The organism is Flammeovirga sp. EKP202 (genome assembly GCF_014534745.1).
Taxonomy (GTDB): Bacteria; Bacteroidota; Bacteroidia; order Cytophagales; family Flammeovirgaceae; genus Flammeovirga.
The window spans coordinates 21,157-37,018 of the sequence record NZ_JACVVP010000056.1 but is presented as its reverse complement, the minus strand read 5'-3'; the positions used below and the strand labels follow the sequence as shown (position 1 = coordinate 37,018).

Annotated in this window: 11 protein-coding genes; 4 read left to right on the top strand and 7 right to left on the bottom strand. The window is 35.1% G+C overall.

Going from position 1 to position 15,862, the window contains the following annotated elements; translation table 11 throughout:
* Positions 1–17: 17 nt before the first annotated feature.
* The 3 genes from IC221_RS24320 to IC221_RS24310 all read right to left on the bottom strand — a co-directional run bounded on the left by IC221_RS24320 (position 18) and on the right by IC221_RS24310 (position 2,239).
* Positions 18–785, bottom strand: coding sequence for a ParA family protein (locus IC221_RS24320; protein WP_188171440.1), 768 nt, complete (start codon positions 783–785; stop codon positions 18–20).
* A 63-nt stretch (positions 786–848) separates the two neighbouring features.
* Entirely contained in the window at positions 849–1,568 is a 720-nt protein-coding gene (locus IC221_RS24315) for a TMEM175 family protein (protein WP_188171439.1), read from the bottom strand.
* Positions 1,569–1,630: 62 nt separating this feature from the next.
* A complete protein-coding gene (locus IC221_RS24310) occupies positions 1,631–2,239 on the bottom strand; it encodes a TetR/AcrR family transcriptional regulator (RefSeq protein WP_052444408.1) in 609 nt (202 codons plus the stop codon).
* Positions 2,240–2,516: 277 nt separating this feature from the next.
* On the opposite strand from IC221_RS24310, the gene IC221_RS24305 reads away from it, so the two are divergent.
* From IC221_RS24305 to IC221_RS24290, 4 genes are all read left to right on the top strand, one after another.
* Positions 2,517–3,143, top strand: coding sequence for a DUF4251 domain-containing protein (locus tag IC221_RS24305; protein WP_188171438.1), 627 nt, complete (start codon positions 2,517–2,519; stop codon positions 3,141–3,143).
* A gap of 77 nt (positions 3,144–3,220) precedes the next feature.
* Positions 3,221–3,952, top strand: coding sequence for a gliding motility-associated ABC transporter permease subunit GldF (gldF, locus tag IC221_RS24300; RefSeq protein WP_044206362.1), 732 nt, complete (start codon positions 3,221–3,223; stop codon positions 3,950–3,952).
* Between the two features lie 9 nt (positions 3,953–3,961).
* The gene (locus IC221_RS24295; protein WP_188171437.1) at positions 3,962–4,942 is read left to right on the top strand and encodes a polyprenyl synthetase family protein; all 981 of its coding nucleotides are present in this window, start codon (positions 3,962–3,964) and stop codon (positions 4,940–4,942) included.
* Positions 4,943–5,133: 191 nt separating this feature from the next.
* Positions 5,134–5,595: a hypothetical protein gene (locus IC221_RS24290; RefSeq protein ID WP_188171436.1), complete on the top strand. Its 462-nt coding sequence runs from the start codon at positions 5,134–5,136 to the stop codon at positions 5,593–5,595.
* A 450-nt stretch (positions 5,596–6,045) separates the two neighbouring features.
* On the opposite strand, the gene IC221_RS24285 is transcribed toward IC221_RS24290, so the two are convergent.
* The 4 genes from IC221_RS24285 to IC221_RS24270 all read right to left on the bottom strand — a co-directional run bounded on the left by IC221_RS24285 (position 6,046) and on the right by IC221_RS24270 (position 15,222).
* Positions 6,046–8,253 carry a glycoside hydrolase family 3 C-terminal domain-containing protein gene (locus IC221_RS24285; protein WP_223241476.1) on the bottom strand — a complete coding sequence of 736 codons (2,208 nt, stop codon included), beginning with the start codon at positions 8,251–8,253 and terminating at the stop codon, positions 6,046–6,048.
* Between the two features lie 197 nt (positions 8,254–8,450).
* A complete protein-coding gene (locus tag IC221_RS24280; RefSeq protein ID WP_188171434.1) occupies positions 8,451–9,635 on the bottom strand; it encodes an RHS repeat domain-containing protein in 1,185 nt (394 codons plus the stop codon).
* A gap of 329 nt (positions 9,636–9,964) precedes the next feature.
* The gene (locus tag IC221_RS24275) at positions 9,965–11,116 is read right to left on the bottom strand and encodes a hypothetical protein (protein WP_188171433.1); all 1,152 of its coding nucleotides are present in this window, start codon (positions 11,114–11,116) and stop codon (positions 9,965–9,967) included.
* Positions 11,117–11,352: 236 nt separating this feature from the next.
* Positions 11,353–15,222, bottom strand: coding sequence for a helix-turn-helix domain-containing protein (locus tag IC221_RS24270; protein WP_188171432.1), 3,870 nt, complete (start codon positions 15,220–15,222; stop codon positions 11,353–11,355).
* Between the last annotated feature and the right edge of the window lie 640 nt (positions 15,223–15,862).

Genomic DNA, 15,862 nt, shown 5'->3' with positions numbered 1-15,862 from the left:
GAGTAAGTAGTAAAGGTTTATGCGTTAATGACTGTTCTTTCGAGTACTTCTTGTGCCAAGTCCCAATAATCTTTAGCACCATTGCTTTTGGCATTGTACCTAAAAATATTGGTTTGTTTAGAAGGAGCTTCGGCCAAAGCTACATTTTCTCGGATCACTGTTTTGAAGAGCTTGTCTCCAAAATGTTTGGTGATGGCTTCTCTTACGTTTCTATTTAATATTTTTCTCTGATCGTATTGCGTAATAAAAACACCTCCTATTTCCAGATCAGCATTCAAACGTTGTTGTACTTTTTCAATCACCTCTAAAAGCTTTGTAAGCCCTTGCGTCGCTAAAAACTGTGCTTGAAGCGGAAAAAATACCTGATTGGAAGTGGTAAATGCATTGATGGTTAAAAGCCCTAAACTTGGAGGACAGTCAATTAATATATAATCGTAGTCTTCTTTTACTTTATTGATGTGTCCTTTCAAAATAAATTCTCTTCCGGCTTCCATGCTGAGTTCAAGCTCTGCACCAGAAAGGTCTAATTCTGAAGGAATCATATGAAGATCCAATTCTAGTTCCATGATCGCATCTTCAATATTTGCTGCTCCTCTAAGAAGTTTGTAAACACTGTTTTCTGGCTCAAATACGCCCAGTGATTGACTTAAATTGGCTTGAGGATCCATATCAATCATCAAGACCTTCTTTCCAAGTTGATGAAGCCCTGCGCCCAAATTGACGACCGAAGTTGTTTTTCCAACACCTCCTTTGTGGTTACTGATAGATATGACTTGTGCTGACATTGTTAGTAATTTTATGAAATAAAAAAATTGTTACTACTGAAATCCGACTTAGTTAACAAGCAATTAACGTGCTCTAGTGCTTCTATACTCAATCCATTTTGTTCTTAATCCATAAATAACCGGAACAAGTATATAAGGAACTTGAGCATAATCGATATAAAAATAAGCAACAATTAGCGAAATAAAAGCCAACAGTGGTTCCATCCATTTGTCTTGACTTATTTCATCTGCAATTTCTTTTTCAAGTGGCTCTTTCAATAATCGATCATAATGAGTGGCATAACGCCATGACGAAAAAGAGAAAACCCCAATGATCATCACATTAACACTATACAGGAAAATTGCAGCATAAAAATCTGGAAACGCAGTAGCCAAACTATTTGAAAAAGGAAGTAAAGCCACAAATGCCAATGTGATAATATCTAACCACATGTACTTGCTATCCGCACCTTTCATTAATCGAGTAGTAGTGGTATGTTTCAACCAATACACCGCTAAAAGTATAAATGTAGTAAGATAGATACCCAATATGGGTAGTTGCTTAGATAACGCTTTTAGAAGCTGTTTATTACTTTTCACATCATCGATCGATGAAAAATCAAAGGCCAGAAGTAACATTGTCATGGAAGTGGCAAAGATGATATCGGAGAGCCTGTTGATTCTAAACAGCCAGCTTTCAGAAATAATAGCTGGTTTTTTAATTTTTTGCTGAGACATAAAAAGAAAAGTAGCTTTTTGGTGAATGAATGGATCAGAGTTGAGAATAGAAGATGTTTGCGTCATAGTTCGTGAGAGACACTACTTTGTACTCACGAACTATTCAAAAATTCACTTTATCTTAATGCTTATGGAAGTAGCATTTTTTCAAGGTAGAGGTAACTGAACTCAAGAATTCTCTTTTGCTGATGATCATTGTAGTTCGATACTCCTTTGATAGGTTCAGTAATAATAATTCTTTCAGATCTGATAATGTAATCGTTCAAGGCATTGACCAAAAAGCCAACGATTAACTCACCATCTGCTTCTTGATTGTAAATACCTTTGTCTTTTCCTTCTTCTATTTTTTCCATGAAAAGAAGGTTGATGATATTGGCTAACTCATCATTTTTTGTAATAACATCTTCTCGGATAGCCATCATTTCTTCCACGTTCATGATACGTGCAAGGTCTCTGTTCTCAAAAGCAATCTTGAAAAACTTCAATAAAGCTAACTTTAAAAATTCAATGCCTTCTTTTTCGGAGTTATTTAATTCACTGACAACAGCGTTAATTTGCTTGGAATAATTGGCTATGATTTCTTTTAGTAAATTCTCTTTTGATCCAAAATAATAATTGATCATTCCTTGGCTTACTTTAGCTGTTTGTGCAATGTCTCTAGTACTTGCACCGTCAAATCCTTTTTGGGAAATTAATTTGGTGGCTACCTTCAGAACGTGTTCTCTGTTGTTCTTCATAATTGTAAATTAATCGTATGAATAATGCTATGTAAAGTTACATATCTTACATAAAAAATAAAGTGAAAAAACTATTTCGTTGATGGAATAGTTTATATTTGTGGGAATTAATTTAACTATGTTATGAAAAAGTATAACGTATCGATTAACGGGTTATTTTTCGTGACAATTATGAATAACATTATACCTGATTTTTAATAATTGAGATCAGGTTTTGGAATTAAATCAATACCTAATATTAACTCCATTCCTTTATTTAAATAACTGAATAATTACTATGAAAAAGATCTTATTCAATGTTTTTGCATTACTAGTTGTAATGTGTATTTCTTTTACTAACACTTTTGCTCAGGAAACTTCTGAGAAACCTTTAACCGAAAAAGAGCAACGAAAGTTGGACCGTAAAAAAGCAAAAGAAGAACGAAAGAAAGCAAAAGAACTAGCCAAGAAACAAGCAAAAGCAGAGGAAGAAGCACGTTATAAAATGGCTTTTGAAGCAATGAAAACGCAAAATTTTGTACTTCAAGCCAATCAGGTGTATGATCGATATGGTAATATTGCACAAGTAACCAACACAATTAACTTCATAAAAATGGAGGGGAATTCTTGTGTAGTGCAGTTGGGTTTTGAAGGAATTGTAGGATATAATGGTGTGGGTGGCATCACTTTGGATGGTAAGATATCGGACCTTAAAGTCACAGAAAATGAGCATGGCGGGTTGCAGATGTCGTTTAATGTACAGGGTTCTATAATGCAGGCGGCTGTTCGAATCAATTTGAATGGAGCCGATAACTGGGCAGATGCTACGGTAAGAGCTCAGACCAATAATACGGAGGTGAAGTTTAGAGGCAACGTAATGCCTACTAATTTATCGAGTATATTCCAAGGAAATACACCGTACTAATTGAAAGCGGATAGGCCAATACGTCTATCCACAAAGTCATGATAAACCAATGCGTTTATCGTAAATTTTTTTAATGTATGTGGCAAATTTTTCAAAGAGAATTAAGTAGTTTTTTTAGTGCCGTATTAGGGTATTTGGTAATGGCCGTCTTTTTAGTAATGATGGGAATGTTTGTTTGGGTTTTTCCTCAGACAAGTATCTTAGAAGGCCGTTTTTCTTCTTTAGATCCATTGTTTAATGTAGCCCCTTATGTATTTATGTTTTTACTTCCTGCCATCACCATGAGAGGATTGGCAGAGGAGAAAAAGACAGGTACTTTGGAATTATTATTTACAAGACCGCTCACCGACTTTCAGATCATAGGAGGTAAGTTTTTTGCCGCTTGGATGACAGCTGTATTAGCACTGATTCCCACGGTGATTTATTACTTTTCGGTCTATGAGTTGGGTGCTCCAAAAGGAAATATTGATACGGCAGCAGTGATGGGATCTTATGTTGGACTAATTTTCTTATCAGGTGGATTTGCCGCCATTGGTGTATTTGCATCGTCAATTACATCAAGTCAAATCGTCTCTTTTATTGTAGCGGTTGTTTTTTGTTTTATCTGCTATGATGGCATCTCGTCAGTAGCTTCTATTCCTGCTTTGGGTGATTATGCTTACGGTATTGGATTATGGGGAATTGACTTCCATTATAGATCATTAAGTAGAGGATTGATTGATTCTCGTGATATACTTTATTTTTTTAGTTTAATTGGAATCGCCTTAAGTCTGGCAAAATTATCTATTGGTAGCAGACGCTGGGAATAATTATAAAAGATGACATCATTTGATATAAAAGACGCAGGTGTACTACTTGCAAAAGAACTGGAAAAGAAGAGGTTTGGTGAAGCACCAGAAAACCTTTACGAACCTTTACGTTATATTTTATCGCTAGGCGGAAAACGCCTTCGTCCTGCATTGACATTGTTGGGGTGCTATGTTTTTGATGAAGATTATCAAAAAGCAATGGAACCGGCCATTGGAGTAGAAGTGTTTCACAATTTTACTTTAATGCACGATGATATTATGGATGAAGCTCCGTTGAGAAGAGGACATACCACAGTTCATAAAAAGTGGAACCCCAATATTGGTATCCTTTCTGGTGATGTGATGTTTGTCAAAGCTTACGAACATATCATTAAGGTAGAAGATTCAATGCTGAGATCAGCCATCGAACTTTTCAATAAGTGTGCACAAGAGGTGTGCGAAGGGCAACAATTTGATATGGACTTTGAGGAGAGAGATGAAGTGGGAGAGGAAGAATATATCAATATGATTCGTTTGAAAACAGCCGTTTTGGTTGGTTTTGCATTACGACTTGGGGCTTTGATTGGAGGTGCTTCTGATGAGCAGTCTGCAGTGATCGAGGAGTTTGGTGTGAATGTAGGTTTAGGTTTCCAATTGAATGATGATATTTTAGATGTGTATGCCGATCAGGAAAAGTTTGGTAAGCAAGTAGGTGGAGACATCATTTCCAATAAGAAGACTTTAATGTTGATTCAAGCATTAAAGCAAGCGGAAGGAAAAGATGCTGAAGAATTGAATTACTGGCTGCACAAAACTGATTTCGATAAGGCTGAGAAAGTAAAGGCTGTAACTGCTATTTATGATCGTTTGGGTATCAAACAAATGGCTACAAACAGAGCAAATGAGTATTTTAATAAGGGTTTCAAAGCATTAGAACGCTTGGAAATTACAGAAGATAAAAAACAATTATTGAAAGAGTTTGGTATCTATTTACAGAATAGAGATCACTAATTTCGGATGATTGGTAAGGAATAATAAGAATCCTGATGAGTGTTGGCTGATCAGGATTTTTTTATTGATTTTTTGTTTTTCTTCTTCCTTAAAAGGTTTAGCTTTGGGGCGTAATTTGTGATTTATAGCGATCCCAAAAACTACCAATCACAAATGAATTAAAACTATTATTTAGCCAAACTTTAACTATTATGAGAAAGCTGTTATTGCTTGTTGTTTTATTCCTTAATTTATTTTTACTGCAATCTTGTTTTGATAGTGATGATGAAGTCAAACCTTCTGAAGAGGAAGAGTTGGCAGCCCTATTAATAGGCCCAACTTGGATCGTTGAAGAGTCTATTGCAGAATGTAATGAGCAAGAATATTTTGCATCAATGCAATTTAAAGAAGATGGTACATTACTTACACAATCCATTCTTGTGATTACTACTTTTGTAGATGGAGCCTCTGAAGACGAAATGGGTATTTCTTGTGAAGTTGAGGTCACTGATATTGTGGCCAGTTGGGAGTGGGTAGAATTAGGAAAGAAGATGAAAGTAGTATCAGAAGGGGATATCTTTAATGTGGATGTTGTTTCGATGTCCGAGGACAAAATTGTAATCTATGATCCTATTGAAAGAGAAGTAGCCACTTTGATCAAAGAAAATATGTAGATGCAAAAATGCCGTTTTATCAAAATCACAGATAAAACGGCATTTTTATATTCTGATGTGTGTAAAGTAAACTAAATTATGTTCAACCTTCAACTCGTCTTTCTACAAGCATTTATAGGGTCTACTTTCAATCTTCTTTCTTCTTCATTTTTCCATTGATGAAAAACGAAGCAAAAAATCTAGGCTTAGAAGTCAAAAGCTAAATTCCATTCCTTTCGCCTAAATGATTTTAAACTCGCTGCGCTCAGACAGCAAAATCATTTTTAACGGCTCAATTCATGAAATTCTTCACGCTTTTCCCTTCAAGGCCGGAGTAATACTACCAAACTAAAAGGGTAGAAAGCTCACTGGCGCGAATGTTAAGCGTTAGCGTCATTCGTGTCCTTCAGATCATCAGAAATCTCCAGATTTCTAAACACTATAAATAATAAAAACTTAGTTTACAGTGTATTACTGAATTACTTTTCCACCACCTTTAATTTTCAATACTAATTCCTTTTTAGCATAACCTAACTCCTCACTTCTTGTACCAGGAGAAGCATCCGCAGCAATCACTTTCACAGTCCCAGAAGATTGTACTAACTGTCCTTCATTATTGAAAACAGAGCGATCTTCAGGAGTTAATGTGAAGCGAAGTGTTTTAGTTTCACCAGCTTTCAATACTACTCTTTCAAACTTTTTCAATGATTGAATAGGTGTATCAAAATCAGCCTGATACTCTGTCAAGTAAATTTGAATCACGTCCTCAGCATCAAAGTCACCTGTATTTTTGACTTTTACTTCTAATTCAACGTCTTCATTGGCTTTCACTTTTTCAGTAGAAGCTGTCAAACTTTCAATTTCGAAAGTACTATAAGTCTGACCATATCCGAAAGGAAATAACGGTTTTTCAGTCATATAACGATACGTTCTACCTTTCATCGTGTAATCTTCATAATCCGGAAGCTGATCTAAAGAAGCAGGGAAAGTAATCGGTAACTTTCCTGAAGGAGAAACTTTTCCAAATAATACATCACCTACAGCTTGTCCACCCATTTGACCAGGGTACCAAACAAATAAAATCGCATCAGCAATTTCTTCCATTTCAGGCAGTACCACTGGAGATCCACCCGTAAGTACTAAAATCAAAGGCTTGTCACTATCCTTTTTGATCTTCTTTAAGAAGTCAATTTGATTTTGTGGTAAACCAAGTGCGATTCTATCACCTTTTGTTGTAGAGGCAATGGCTTCCCCTTCTTCCCCTTCCAATAGAGGAGAAATCCCCATAACAGCAATACAAGCATCAGCACTTCGAGCTGCACCAGTAGCCCAGTCAATAGGGTTTTTATTAGGTTCGTCCAATAAAATACCTTGCTTGTACTCAATTGTTGTTCCTTTACTCACATTCCCCACAATACCATCTAAGATGGAAACAGTATTGGCCGCTAGACCATAGTAGTTTCCTAAAAGAACTTCAGTAGAACTTGCATTCGGACCTACAACGTAGAGGTTTCTGATTTCTTTGTTCAGTGGTAAAACATTATTCTTATTTTTCAATAAAACTAATGATTTAACTGCCGTGTTGTACGACAATTGTTGGTGTGCTTCGCTCTCAATCACTGACTCGTCTACAGCATTGAAAGGATTCATGTTTACCGGATCAAAGAAACCTAATTTGAAGCGTGTCATCATCAACTCCTTCAAGCGTTGGTCTACCATGCTTTCGTCTACTAAACCGTCTTCAATAGCTCCTTTCAAATGTGCTTGATAAACCCAACCGCAGTTTAGGTTCGTGCCCATTTTTAAAGCCAAAGCGGCTGCTTCTTTTGGTCCTTTTGAGGTTTTGTGATATTTGAAGAAATCTTCAATGGCACCACAGTCTGACACCACGTGCCCGTCAAATCCCCAATCCTTTCTAAGAATCTCATTGAGTAATAAGTCACTTCCACAAGCAGGGTCTCCGTATACTCTGTTGTAGGCACCCATTACAGATTCAACATCTGCTTCTGTTACCAATGCTTTAAAAGCCGGAAGATACGTTTCATAAAGATCTTGCTTAGATACAGAAACATCAAACTCATGTCTGAGTGCTTCAGGACCTGAGTGTACTGCATAGTGTTTGGCACATGCAGAAGCTTGTAGGTACTTTGGATCATTACCCTGTAAACCTTTTACAAATTGAATACCGATTTGAGAAGTCAAATAAGGATCTTCACCATACGTTTCCTGTCCACGTCCCCATCTTGGGTCTCTGAAGATATTGACATTTGGTGTCCAAAATGTAAGTCCAGAGTACATGGTACGGTTGCCGATGGACTGAGAGATTTGATACTTTGCTCTAGCTTCTTTACCAATAGCAGAAGCCACTTCGTGAATTAAGTCTTTGTCGAAAGTAGCGGCCATTCCAATTGCTTGAGGGAAGATTGTTGCTCTTCCATTTCTTGCAACTCCATGTAATGCTTCATTCCACCAATTGTATTCCGGAAGGCCAAGTCTCTCAATGGCCGGAGCAGCATTGCCCAGCTGTCCAATTTTTTCCTCCAATGTCATTGCTTGTACCAACAAGTCGACTCTTTCCTCCATAGGAAGGGAAGTGTTAGACCACGGTTGTTGAGCAAATGTTAGTGAAGTTACGGTAAATACATTTAAAATTAAGATAATAAAAAATTGTCTGTTCATGTTCATTCATTCATTCTAGGGTTGTAGTTAATTGTCCTCATCAATTTCGCTGACACATATCTATCTTTCAAAATTCTGGGTTACTTTTCTTACTGTTATTAACATGAAACCGTTTGCAAAAAGGAGTTTTTAATAAAAAAACACCTTAATTAGAATTAAGATGTTTTAAATATTGAAGTCCTATCAAAGCATTTTGATTAGAAATTGATGAGTTGTAAAACCCATATTTCGGTGATATCTTCTTCGGAAATCTGAGTGGTTCCATCGCCTTTGAAGTAAGTCGCCTGTCTGTTTTCACTATAAGTGATAACATATATTTTCTCTCCTTTGGCATTGTAAATAGATTCTTGTTTTTTAAAACCGATAATGCCATCGTATCGAGAATCAATTTTGCTATTACCTACTAACGTAAGATTAAAATTATTATTAGTGAAGTATTGTACCTCATCTACTCTTAAAGGAGAACTCATTAAACTTTTGACTGCAAAGTCATTGAAATAAATGATAGAATATTTCAGGTTGGAAATATTACCTTCAAATACTTGATCTCTTCTGATGTACGTCATCCCATTCGATTCAGGAGGATAAACCTTAATTGTAAGTTGATTACTTTGGTATTCATATTCCTCAAGAGCTTCAGTATCGAATCCACCAAAACTTTCTATGATTCGTCCTTGGCCATCGTACTTGTATTCCATCTTATATCCTTTATTAGATTCTTCTTTGATCAAGTTTCCTTGTGCGCCATAACTATAAGTGTACGTTGTAGGATTGGCACCAAGATCTTCTTCAGAAAGGCTTACAATTCTACCTTCTGAATTATAGGTGAAAGTATAGCTTATATCATTAGTGATATTTTGTTTTTTGATGAGTTGATCCTTTTCATTGTACTCAAAAGAATAACGGTTTACAGTAAAACCTAGGGAACTTTCTATCATTGCACTGATAAGGCCTTGCTCATCATATTCATACTCAAATGTAAATGGAATACCATCCATATCAATCGTTGAACTGATGATTACATCATTGGTATCTCTTGAATGCTGCATGATCATCACTTTTTCACCGAACGATTCAATAAATGAGAAATTCCAATACGATTCATGAAGTATATTTTCTTCATCAAAAGAGTGTGTCATATACATTCTTTTTCTTTCCACCGGATCAAAGATGATTTGCTCGATAGAAGTTTTAAAGTATTTCAAATTAAAGACTTTTCCTTCTTCAATCTCAACATCATTGTCGAGTTCTTCGTCAGAAGGTTGTTCAATAGCGTCTTGGTCATTTGAAGGTTCAGCATCTTTATTATTACAGCTGAAAATAAAGAGTACGAAAGAGAAAATTAGTAAATAATTCATCCATTTTTTGTTTGTAAATTGCATGATGTTAAGAATTAAAGTTTGCACTAAATTTAAAGTATGCTTCATTTATGAGTTTGCTAAGCGTTTGCTAATGAAGCATGTGAGAGTGTTTGAAAATAAGTTTACGTATATAAGTTTTTGTTAAAAAAGTATGTAATACTTAATTGTATGCATTCAATTTGGTGGACTTACTTTTATCTAAGAAGTTTTAGGTACTATTTCTTTTGATTGTTAACATGAAACCGTTTGCAAAAAGAATTTTAAAATAAAAAAACACCTTAATTTGAGTATTAAGGTGTTTCAAAAGCATCACTATAGAAGTGATTGAAATATTCTAAATCTGAGGAGTATTAAATCAGTCTGTGTATCCACTCTTCGGTGATATCTTTCGATGATATCTCAGTAACTCCATCGGCTTTGTAATAAGTGGTTTCTCTGTCAAATCGATCAGCATCTGAATGCTTCAAAACATATAATTTAGTCCCATCAGCTTTGTAAAAAGATTCTTGCTTTTTACGTCCACGTCCACTTTCATAGCGAACATCAATTATATTTTTTCCTTCTAATGTTAAATTATAATTGTTATTTAGGAAGTATTCTTTAGTGACAACTTTATGTGTTTCACTATCAAAAGTACCTTTTATGGCATATTCATCCCAGTAGCTTAGCCAATATTGCTGATTTGTGATTTTATTTATAAATAACTTTTCTTGACTTAGTGAAAGTTCTCCATTTTCTTCACGATATGATTTCAACAATAGCTGATCACCATTATAAATATATTCATCACGAGAGCCTGAATCGTATATAGTTTCAATAACTCTATTTTGATTGTCATACGTGTAGGTTACCCCATTACCACCTTCTTCTCTTATAGGCATACCATTTTCATTATAATAGTATTTTGTCAGATAAGAACTACTACTACTTTCGTAGTGTTCTTCTAAAGTTTGTACCCTATTTTCTGAATCATAAGTAAAAGTATAATATCGATATCGGTCAACGGGTACTCTTTTAATTAACTGATTTAATTCATTATACTCGAAAGTATCAACATTAACAGTACCATCATTATAAGTGACTGTCATTTGGTTGATAAGCCCTTTTTCGTTGTATTCGTATTCATAATATGCTTTAGTTCCACTTGCTTCAGCTGTAGAACTATAAATTACTCCGTTTTCTTCAATTTTGTGCTTACTAGTTATTATATTTTCACCAAATGTACCAATGTTAATCTGATGCCAATAAGATTCAGTTACTTGACCATTTTGATTAATATTATGTGTCATCTTCGCAGTAGACCTATGGAAATGCTCAAAAGTGACCTGCTCAATAGAAATCATAAAGTATTTCATATTAAATACTTTTCCATCTCCAAGGCTGATTTCCTTATCAACAACTTCATTAGAAGGAGTGACTTCTTCGGTGGTACAGCTGTAAACTAAGAATGATAAAGAGGATATTAATAGATATATGATCCATTGTTTGTTTTTGAATAGCATGATGCTAGAGGTTTAAGTTTAAGAAAAGAGTGCTTCAGTAAAAAGTAATTGAAAAGGTATTCACGAAACACATGTATATAAATAAATTGTTTGCCTTTATTCGATAAAAAGTAGAGTAATCTTTATTGAGCCTCAAAATTAGGATTTTATTGTCAATTCACCATGAAATGAAATGTGTATTATTCTTTTAAAATGAATTGTGCACCAAAGTTTGAACTAAAATGCACAATTCTGTTTTAACAGTGTTGCTTAAATTCACTAGGACTCTCCCCAAACTGTTTTTTAAATACTGTAGAGAAATATTTTGGATCAGAATAACCACTTTCATAAGCAATTGTACTGATACTTTCATCGGATTCCATCAACATCTTCTTGGCATGATTGAGACGTTTGGTCTGAATATACTCTTTTGGAGAGAGGTCGGTAAGTGCTTTTATTTTTCGATATAAAACGGGTCTACTCATCCCAATGTCTTTACAAATTTCAGAGACATTGTAGTTAGAGTCTGTTAAGTTGGTTTCAATTAATTGTTTGAACTCAGTGAGGAATTTACTGTCAATTGTTTCTTCCACCGGTGGCTGTACCTTTGCAGGTTCATCTTCATGAATTTGCTTTCTGTACAACTGACTTAGGGCCTTTCTATTTTCAATTAAACTAATGATTCTATATTTCAGCATTCTGATGTCAAAAGGCTTGATCACATAGTGGTCTGCTCCGTGCATATAGCCTTCCGCTTTGTACATAGAGGCGTTGAGTGCTGTCAGCATGATGATCGGAAGGTGGGAAGTGGCCACATTACTTTTAATTTGATTGCAAAGCTCATAACCATTCATGACAGGCATCATGACATCAGAGAGTACAAGGTGGAAATCCTTTTCCAATAAAGCATCAAAACATTCTTTGCCATTTTCAAAAACCTCGACTTCGAAGCTGTCTGAAAGGGAGGTTTTAATGAATGCTCTCAACTCTTCATTATCTTCCGCTACTGCAATTCGATAATCATACTTTTCCTTATCTTTCTCCACAAACTCATCACCATAATGTGATATTTCTTGAGGAACGGCATCATTTCTAATGCCTTTTACTTTCAGAGGAAGTTCTAAGAAGAAAGTGGTTTGTTTGTTCTCTTCACTTTCAAAGAAAAGTTTACCATTCATCATGGAAGTGTATTTGTAAGAAAGGACCAAACCGATTCCGCTACCAATTTTCTTATTCTTAATGACATTTTCAGCTCTGTAGAATCGTTTGAAAATGTGTTTTTGATTGCCTTTCGGAATTCCTAAACCATGATCAGTAATGGTGAACTTGATTTGATCCTCCACTTTTTTAATATCAATAAAGATTTTATCATTCTCCTTAGAGTATTTGATAGCATTGGAAACCAAGTTATAGATGATTTTCTCCATCTTATCAAAATCTAATTCCACCATGATTTTTTCTTTGGAGGAATCGATCTGTACTTCAATGCTTTTCTTCTGTAAAAGTGGATCAAAATCACGGATCAGTACTTTGATGAGGTGTACAAAATCAAACTCTTTGACCACCAATTCTTCATTGACTTGATTGATACGTTCATAATCCAATAACTGCGTGATACGTTTATTTAGCCTTGTCAAATTGCTTCGGATCATACCGATTAATCTTGTTGCTGAGGCATCCAAATCGGTATCTTCTTCTAGTTTTTGAAGTGGGCCTTGTATCAATGTTAGTGGCGTTCTTAGCTCATGAGCAATCTCTGCAAAAACAGTATTTCGTGCCTGCAAGTGCTTTTGCTGAATATAATCGGCATAAGATTTATAAATCAACCAAAGTAAAATCAGAACACCAATAGTATATAAAACCTTCGCCCAGACGGTAGCCCAGATTGGGGGAGCAACGGAAATTTTTAAACTTCGTTCCACTTCTTCTCTTGTATTCCTACCAGAATACATTTTGATTTTCAGGACATAACTACCATAAGGGAGGTTTTGGTAATTGATGTCTTGAAGCGTACTTTTCTTACTATAGTTATCTTCATATCCTTCTAGTTTCCAACTGAAAAAGTTGGGGTCATCTCTGTATTCAGGGGAGATGACATTCAATGAAAAGCCACGATCTGGGTGGTCTAGAATAACCTCTTCTACTAAGTTGATGTCTTTGTCCAGTATTTTAGAATTGAGTGCTGTAATCTCCTTTCCATCTACTGTAAAATGGTTGAAAGTGATTTTTGGAGCAGTGGTAATGTTGTCCTCAAAATGAAGAGGGAATTGATAAAAACCATCGTATGACCCCAGAATGATATTATTATTATTTAAAATAGAGGCCCCTTGATGGGATTCAAATTTCTGGAGTGGTTCGTGAATATCTGCGATTTTCCCTTTGTTGTAATGGAAAGTGAACAGCCCATTGTCACCAATAATCACATATTTATTCAGGTCCGTTTTTAAGATCTGTTTGATGCGTCTTGGTAATAAATTCTTTTGGTTGTCTTGGATGGGAGAAATGCTTTTTTTGATCACATCAAAAATCAGTACTCCTTTAGATTCTGTCCCCAACATAAAATTTTTCTCGTCAATCGGCATAATCGCACTGACAGATAGGTCTGAGGATTTTATAATCAGTTTTGGTTGCTCTTGATCTATTTCATGAATACCATCATGGTTGGCAGCATACATTTTCCCTTGCTGAGGACTGTAATAAATATAGGAGGTACTGCTTAGTGGATATTTACTAAACAATTGATCATTGATATTCATTTCAAAAACAGTCCCTTTTACCAATCTAAACCACAATTTGTCTCCGTAGAGCTCTAGTTGAAGAATAAATTTACAATTGTAGTATTGGTCTTCCACTTGGAAGTTCTTGATGGATTTTAGCACTTTAAAGTTTTTTCCATCCAAGTAAAATAAACCAAAACCATAGCTTGAAACCCAGAAATTGTGATGCCTGTCTTCTACAATATTATTGATGACAAAACTCTCATTGCGATCAAATTTTTGAATAAAATGATTGGGTCTTAAGTACCTTTTTTTGCCATTTTTATCTTTGATGACCATCCCTTTATTCGTTCCCAATAGAATTCTTTTCTTAGAATCTTTAAAAGAACTGTAGCCATGATCTGCAATCATGTTGGGATCAGGGTCGGTATTGATTTTTCTTAAATAAGGTTTGTGAGGGTTGTGCAGGAAAAGTCCTTTTCCGTAAGTAGCAATCCATAAACGTTGGTGCTGATCCACCGTCAAGCTGTTAATCGGTAATCCATTAATGCCTTTCAAATTGGTGCCGCTGACTTCATGGCCGTCATGATCAAAAACCATAATGCCATGTCCATCTGTCCCTGCAATAATTTTATTTTTGTAAGTACTGAATTTACTGATTTTATAATCTACATTTTTCTTGATATGCTGAATTTTATTGTCTTTGATCAAGTAAATACCTCTATTGTAAGTACCTACCCAAACGGCATTGTCAGAACTTTTATAAAGGCTTGTGATACCAGCTCCTTTTAAATTAATGCCATAGAGTTGGAATTCTTTGATTTCTCCTTTTTTGATGATTTGAAGACCATTAGGGCTAGCAATCAAAAGTCCTTGTGCACCATAAGGTGTGGTGGCTGTAATTCTTTTTTTGATAAATATCTTTTTGAAGTCATCTTTTTTAGGGTCCCATCGAACGAGCATTTTCCAAGAAAGAAAATAATAAAACCCATTATGTTCAGTGATGGAGGTAAAAGCTCTTTTGTTATTAATGCCTTGAATTTCAAAAGGTTCAAAAGCGTCAACTGTAGGGTTGTAGGTGTAGAGTCCAAATTGACAATAGACCCATAATTTTTTAAGTTGATCGATGTAAAGTCCTGAGTTGTTTTTGTAGAAAATGATATCTTCACCTGCAGGATTTTTTATTGTATAATTTTTAAAGTTCCTCCCATCAAAGCGTTGAATACCATTGGGTGATATGATCCATGTGAAGTCATCCTCATCATTGGCAATATCATAGACAATATGACTACTTAATCCATCTTGAACATTATAGTTGTCAAAAAGTAAGTTTTCATCCCATTGTGCCAATGCAATAAAAGAATTGATAAAAAGGATAAAAGAAATAAGTAATGTTCTCTTCAAATTCATACTCGAAATGATGTAAAAATTAATGGAGTAGGTGATTGATAGTCGTTAAATCAATAAGTATTCAATCTTTGTTAGTAAAGTTAGTATTTAAGTAAAAGGAATCAACGAATCGGTTGATTTAATTGCGACTAACACTATTTTCTATAGTGTTAAGCGATAGTGATACTTTATATCGATTAAGTACATTGTAAACTAAATTTTCATCAACACTTACTCGACCTTTCTGCAAGCATTGATAGGATCTACTTTCAATCTTCTTTCCTCTTCTTTTTTGTCTTGAAACAAAAAGAAGCAAAAAATTCAAGGCTTAGAAGTCAAAAGCTAAATTCCATTCCTCTCGCCTAAATGATTTTAAACTCGCTGCGCTCAAACAAGAAAATCATTTTTAACGGCTCACTTCATGAAATTCTTAACGCTTTTCCCTTCAAGGCCGAAGGAAGTACTACCTTACGAATTGAGTAGAAAGATCACTGGCGCGAATGTTAAGCGATAGCGTCATTCGTGTCCTTCAGATCATTAGAAATCTCCTGATTTCTAAATACCATAAATTTTCGAAAACTTAGTTTACTAAGTACTAGAAAAGATAAGGGAAGGAGGAAGAGGTAGGATGGTCCAATGATCATTAAACTATTTTTCTTCC

Bases quoted from the DNA above. Each gene is read 5' to 3' on its own strand.
- IC221_RS24320 (WP_188171440.1), bottom strand. From the start codon at position 785: ATGTCAGCACAAGTCATATCTATCAGTAACCACAAAGGAGGTGTTGGA.
- IC221_RS24315 (WP_188171439.1), bottom strand. From the start codon at position 1,568: ATGACGCAAACATCTTCTATTCTCAACTCTGATCCATTCATTCACCAA.
- IC221_RS24310 (WP_052444408.1), bottom strand. From the start codon at position 2,239: ATGAAGAACAACAGAGAACACGTTCTGAAGGTAGCCACCAAATTAATT.
- IC221_RS24305 (WP_188171438.1), top strand. From the start codon at position 2,517: ATGAAAAAGATCTTATTCAATGTTTTTGCATTACTAGTTGTAATGTGT.
- gldF (WP_044206362.1), top strand. From the start codon at position 3,221: ATGTGGCAAATTTTTCAAAGAGAATTAAGTAGTTTTTTTAGTGCCGTA.
- IC221_RS24295 (WP_188171437.1), top strand. From the start codon at position 3,962: ATGACATCATTTGATATAAAAGACGCAGGTGTACTACTTGCAAAAGAA.
- IC221_RS24290 (WP_188171436.1), top strand. From the start codon at position 5,134: ATGAGAAAGCTGTTATTGCTTGTTGTTTTATTCCTTAATTTATTTTTA.
- IC221_RS24285 (WP_223241476.1), bottom strand. From the start codon at position 8,253: ATGAACAGACAATTTTTTATTATCTTAATTTTAAATGTATTTACCGTA.
- IC221_RS24280 (WP_188171434.1), bottom strand. From the start codon at position 9,635: ATGCAATTTACAAACAAAAAATGGATGAATTATTTACTAATTTTCTCT.
- IC221_RS24275 (WP_188171433.1), bottom strand. From the start codon at position 11,116: ATGCTATTCAAAAACAAACAATGGATCATATATCTATTAATATCCTCT.
- IC221_RS24270 (WP_188171432.1), bottom strand. From the start codon at position 15,222: ATGAATTTGAAGAGAACATTACTTATTTCTTTTATCCTTTTTATCAAT.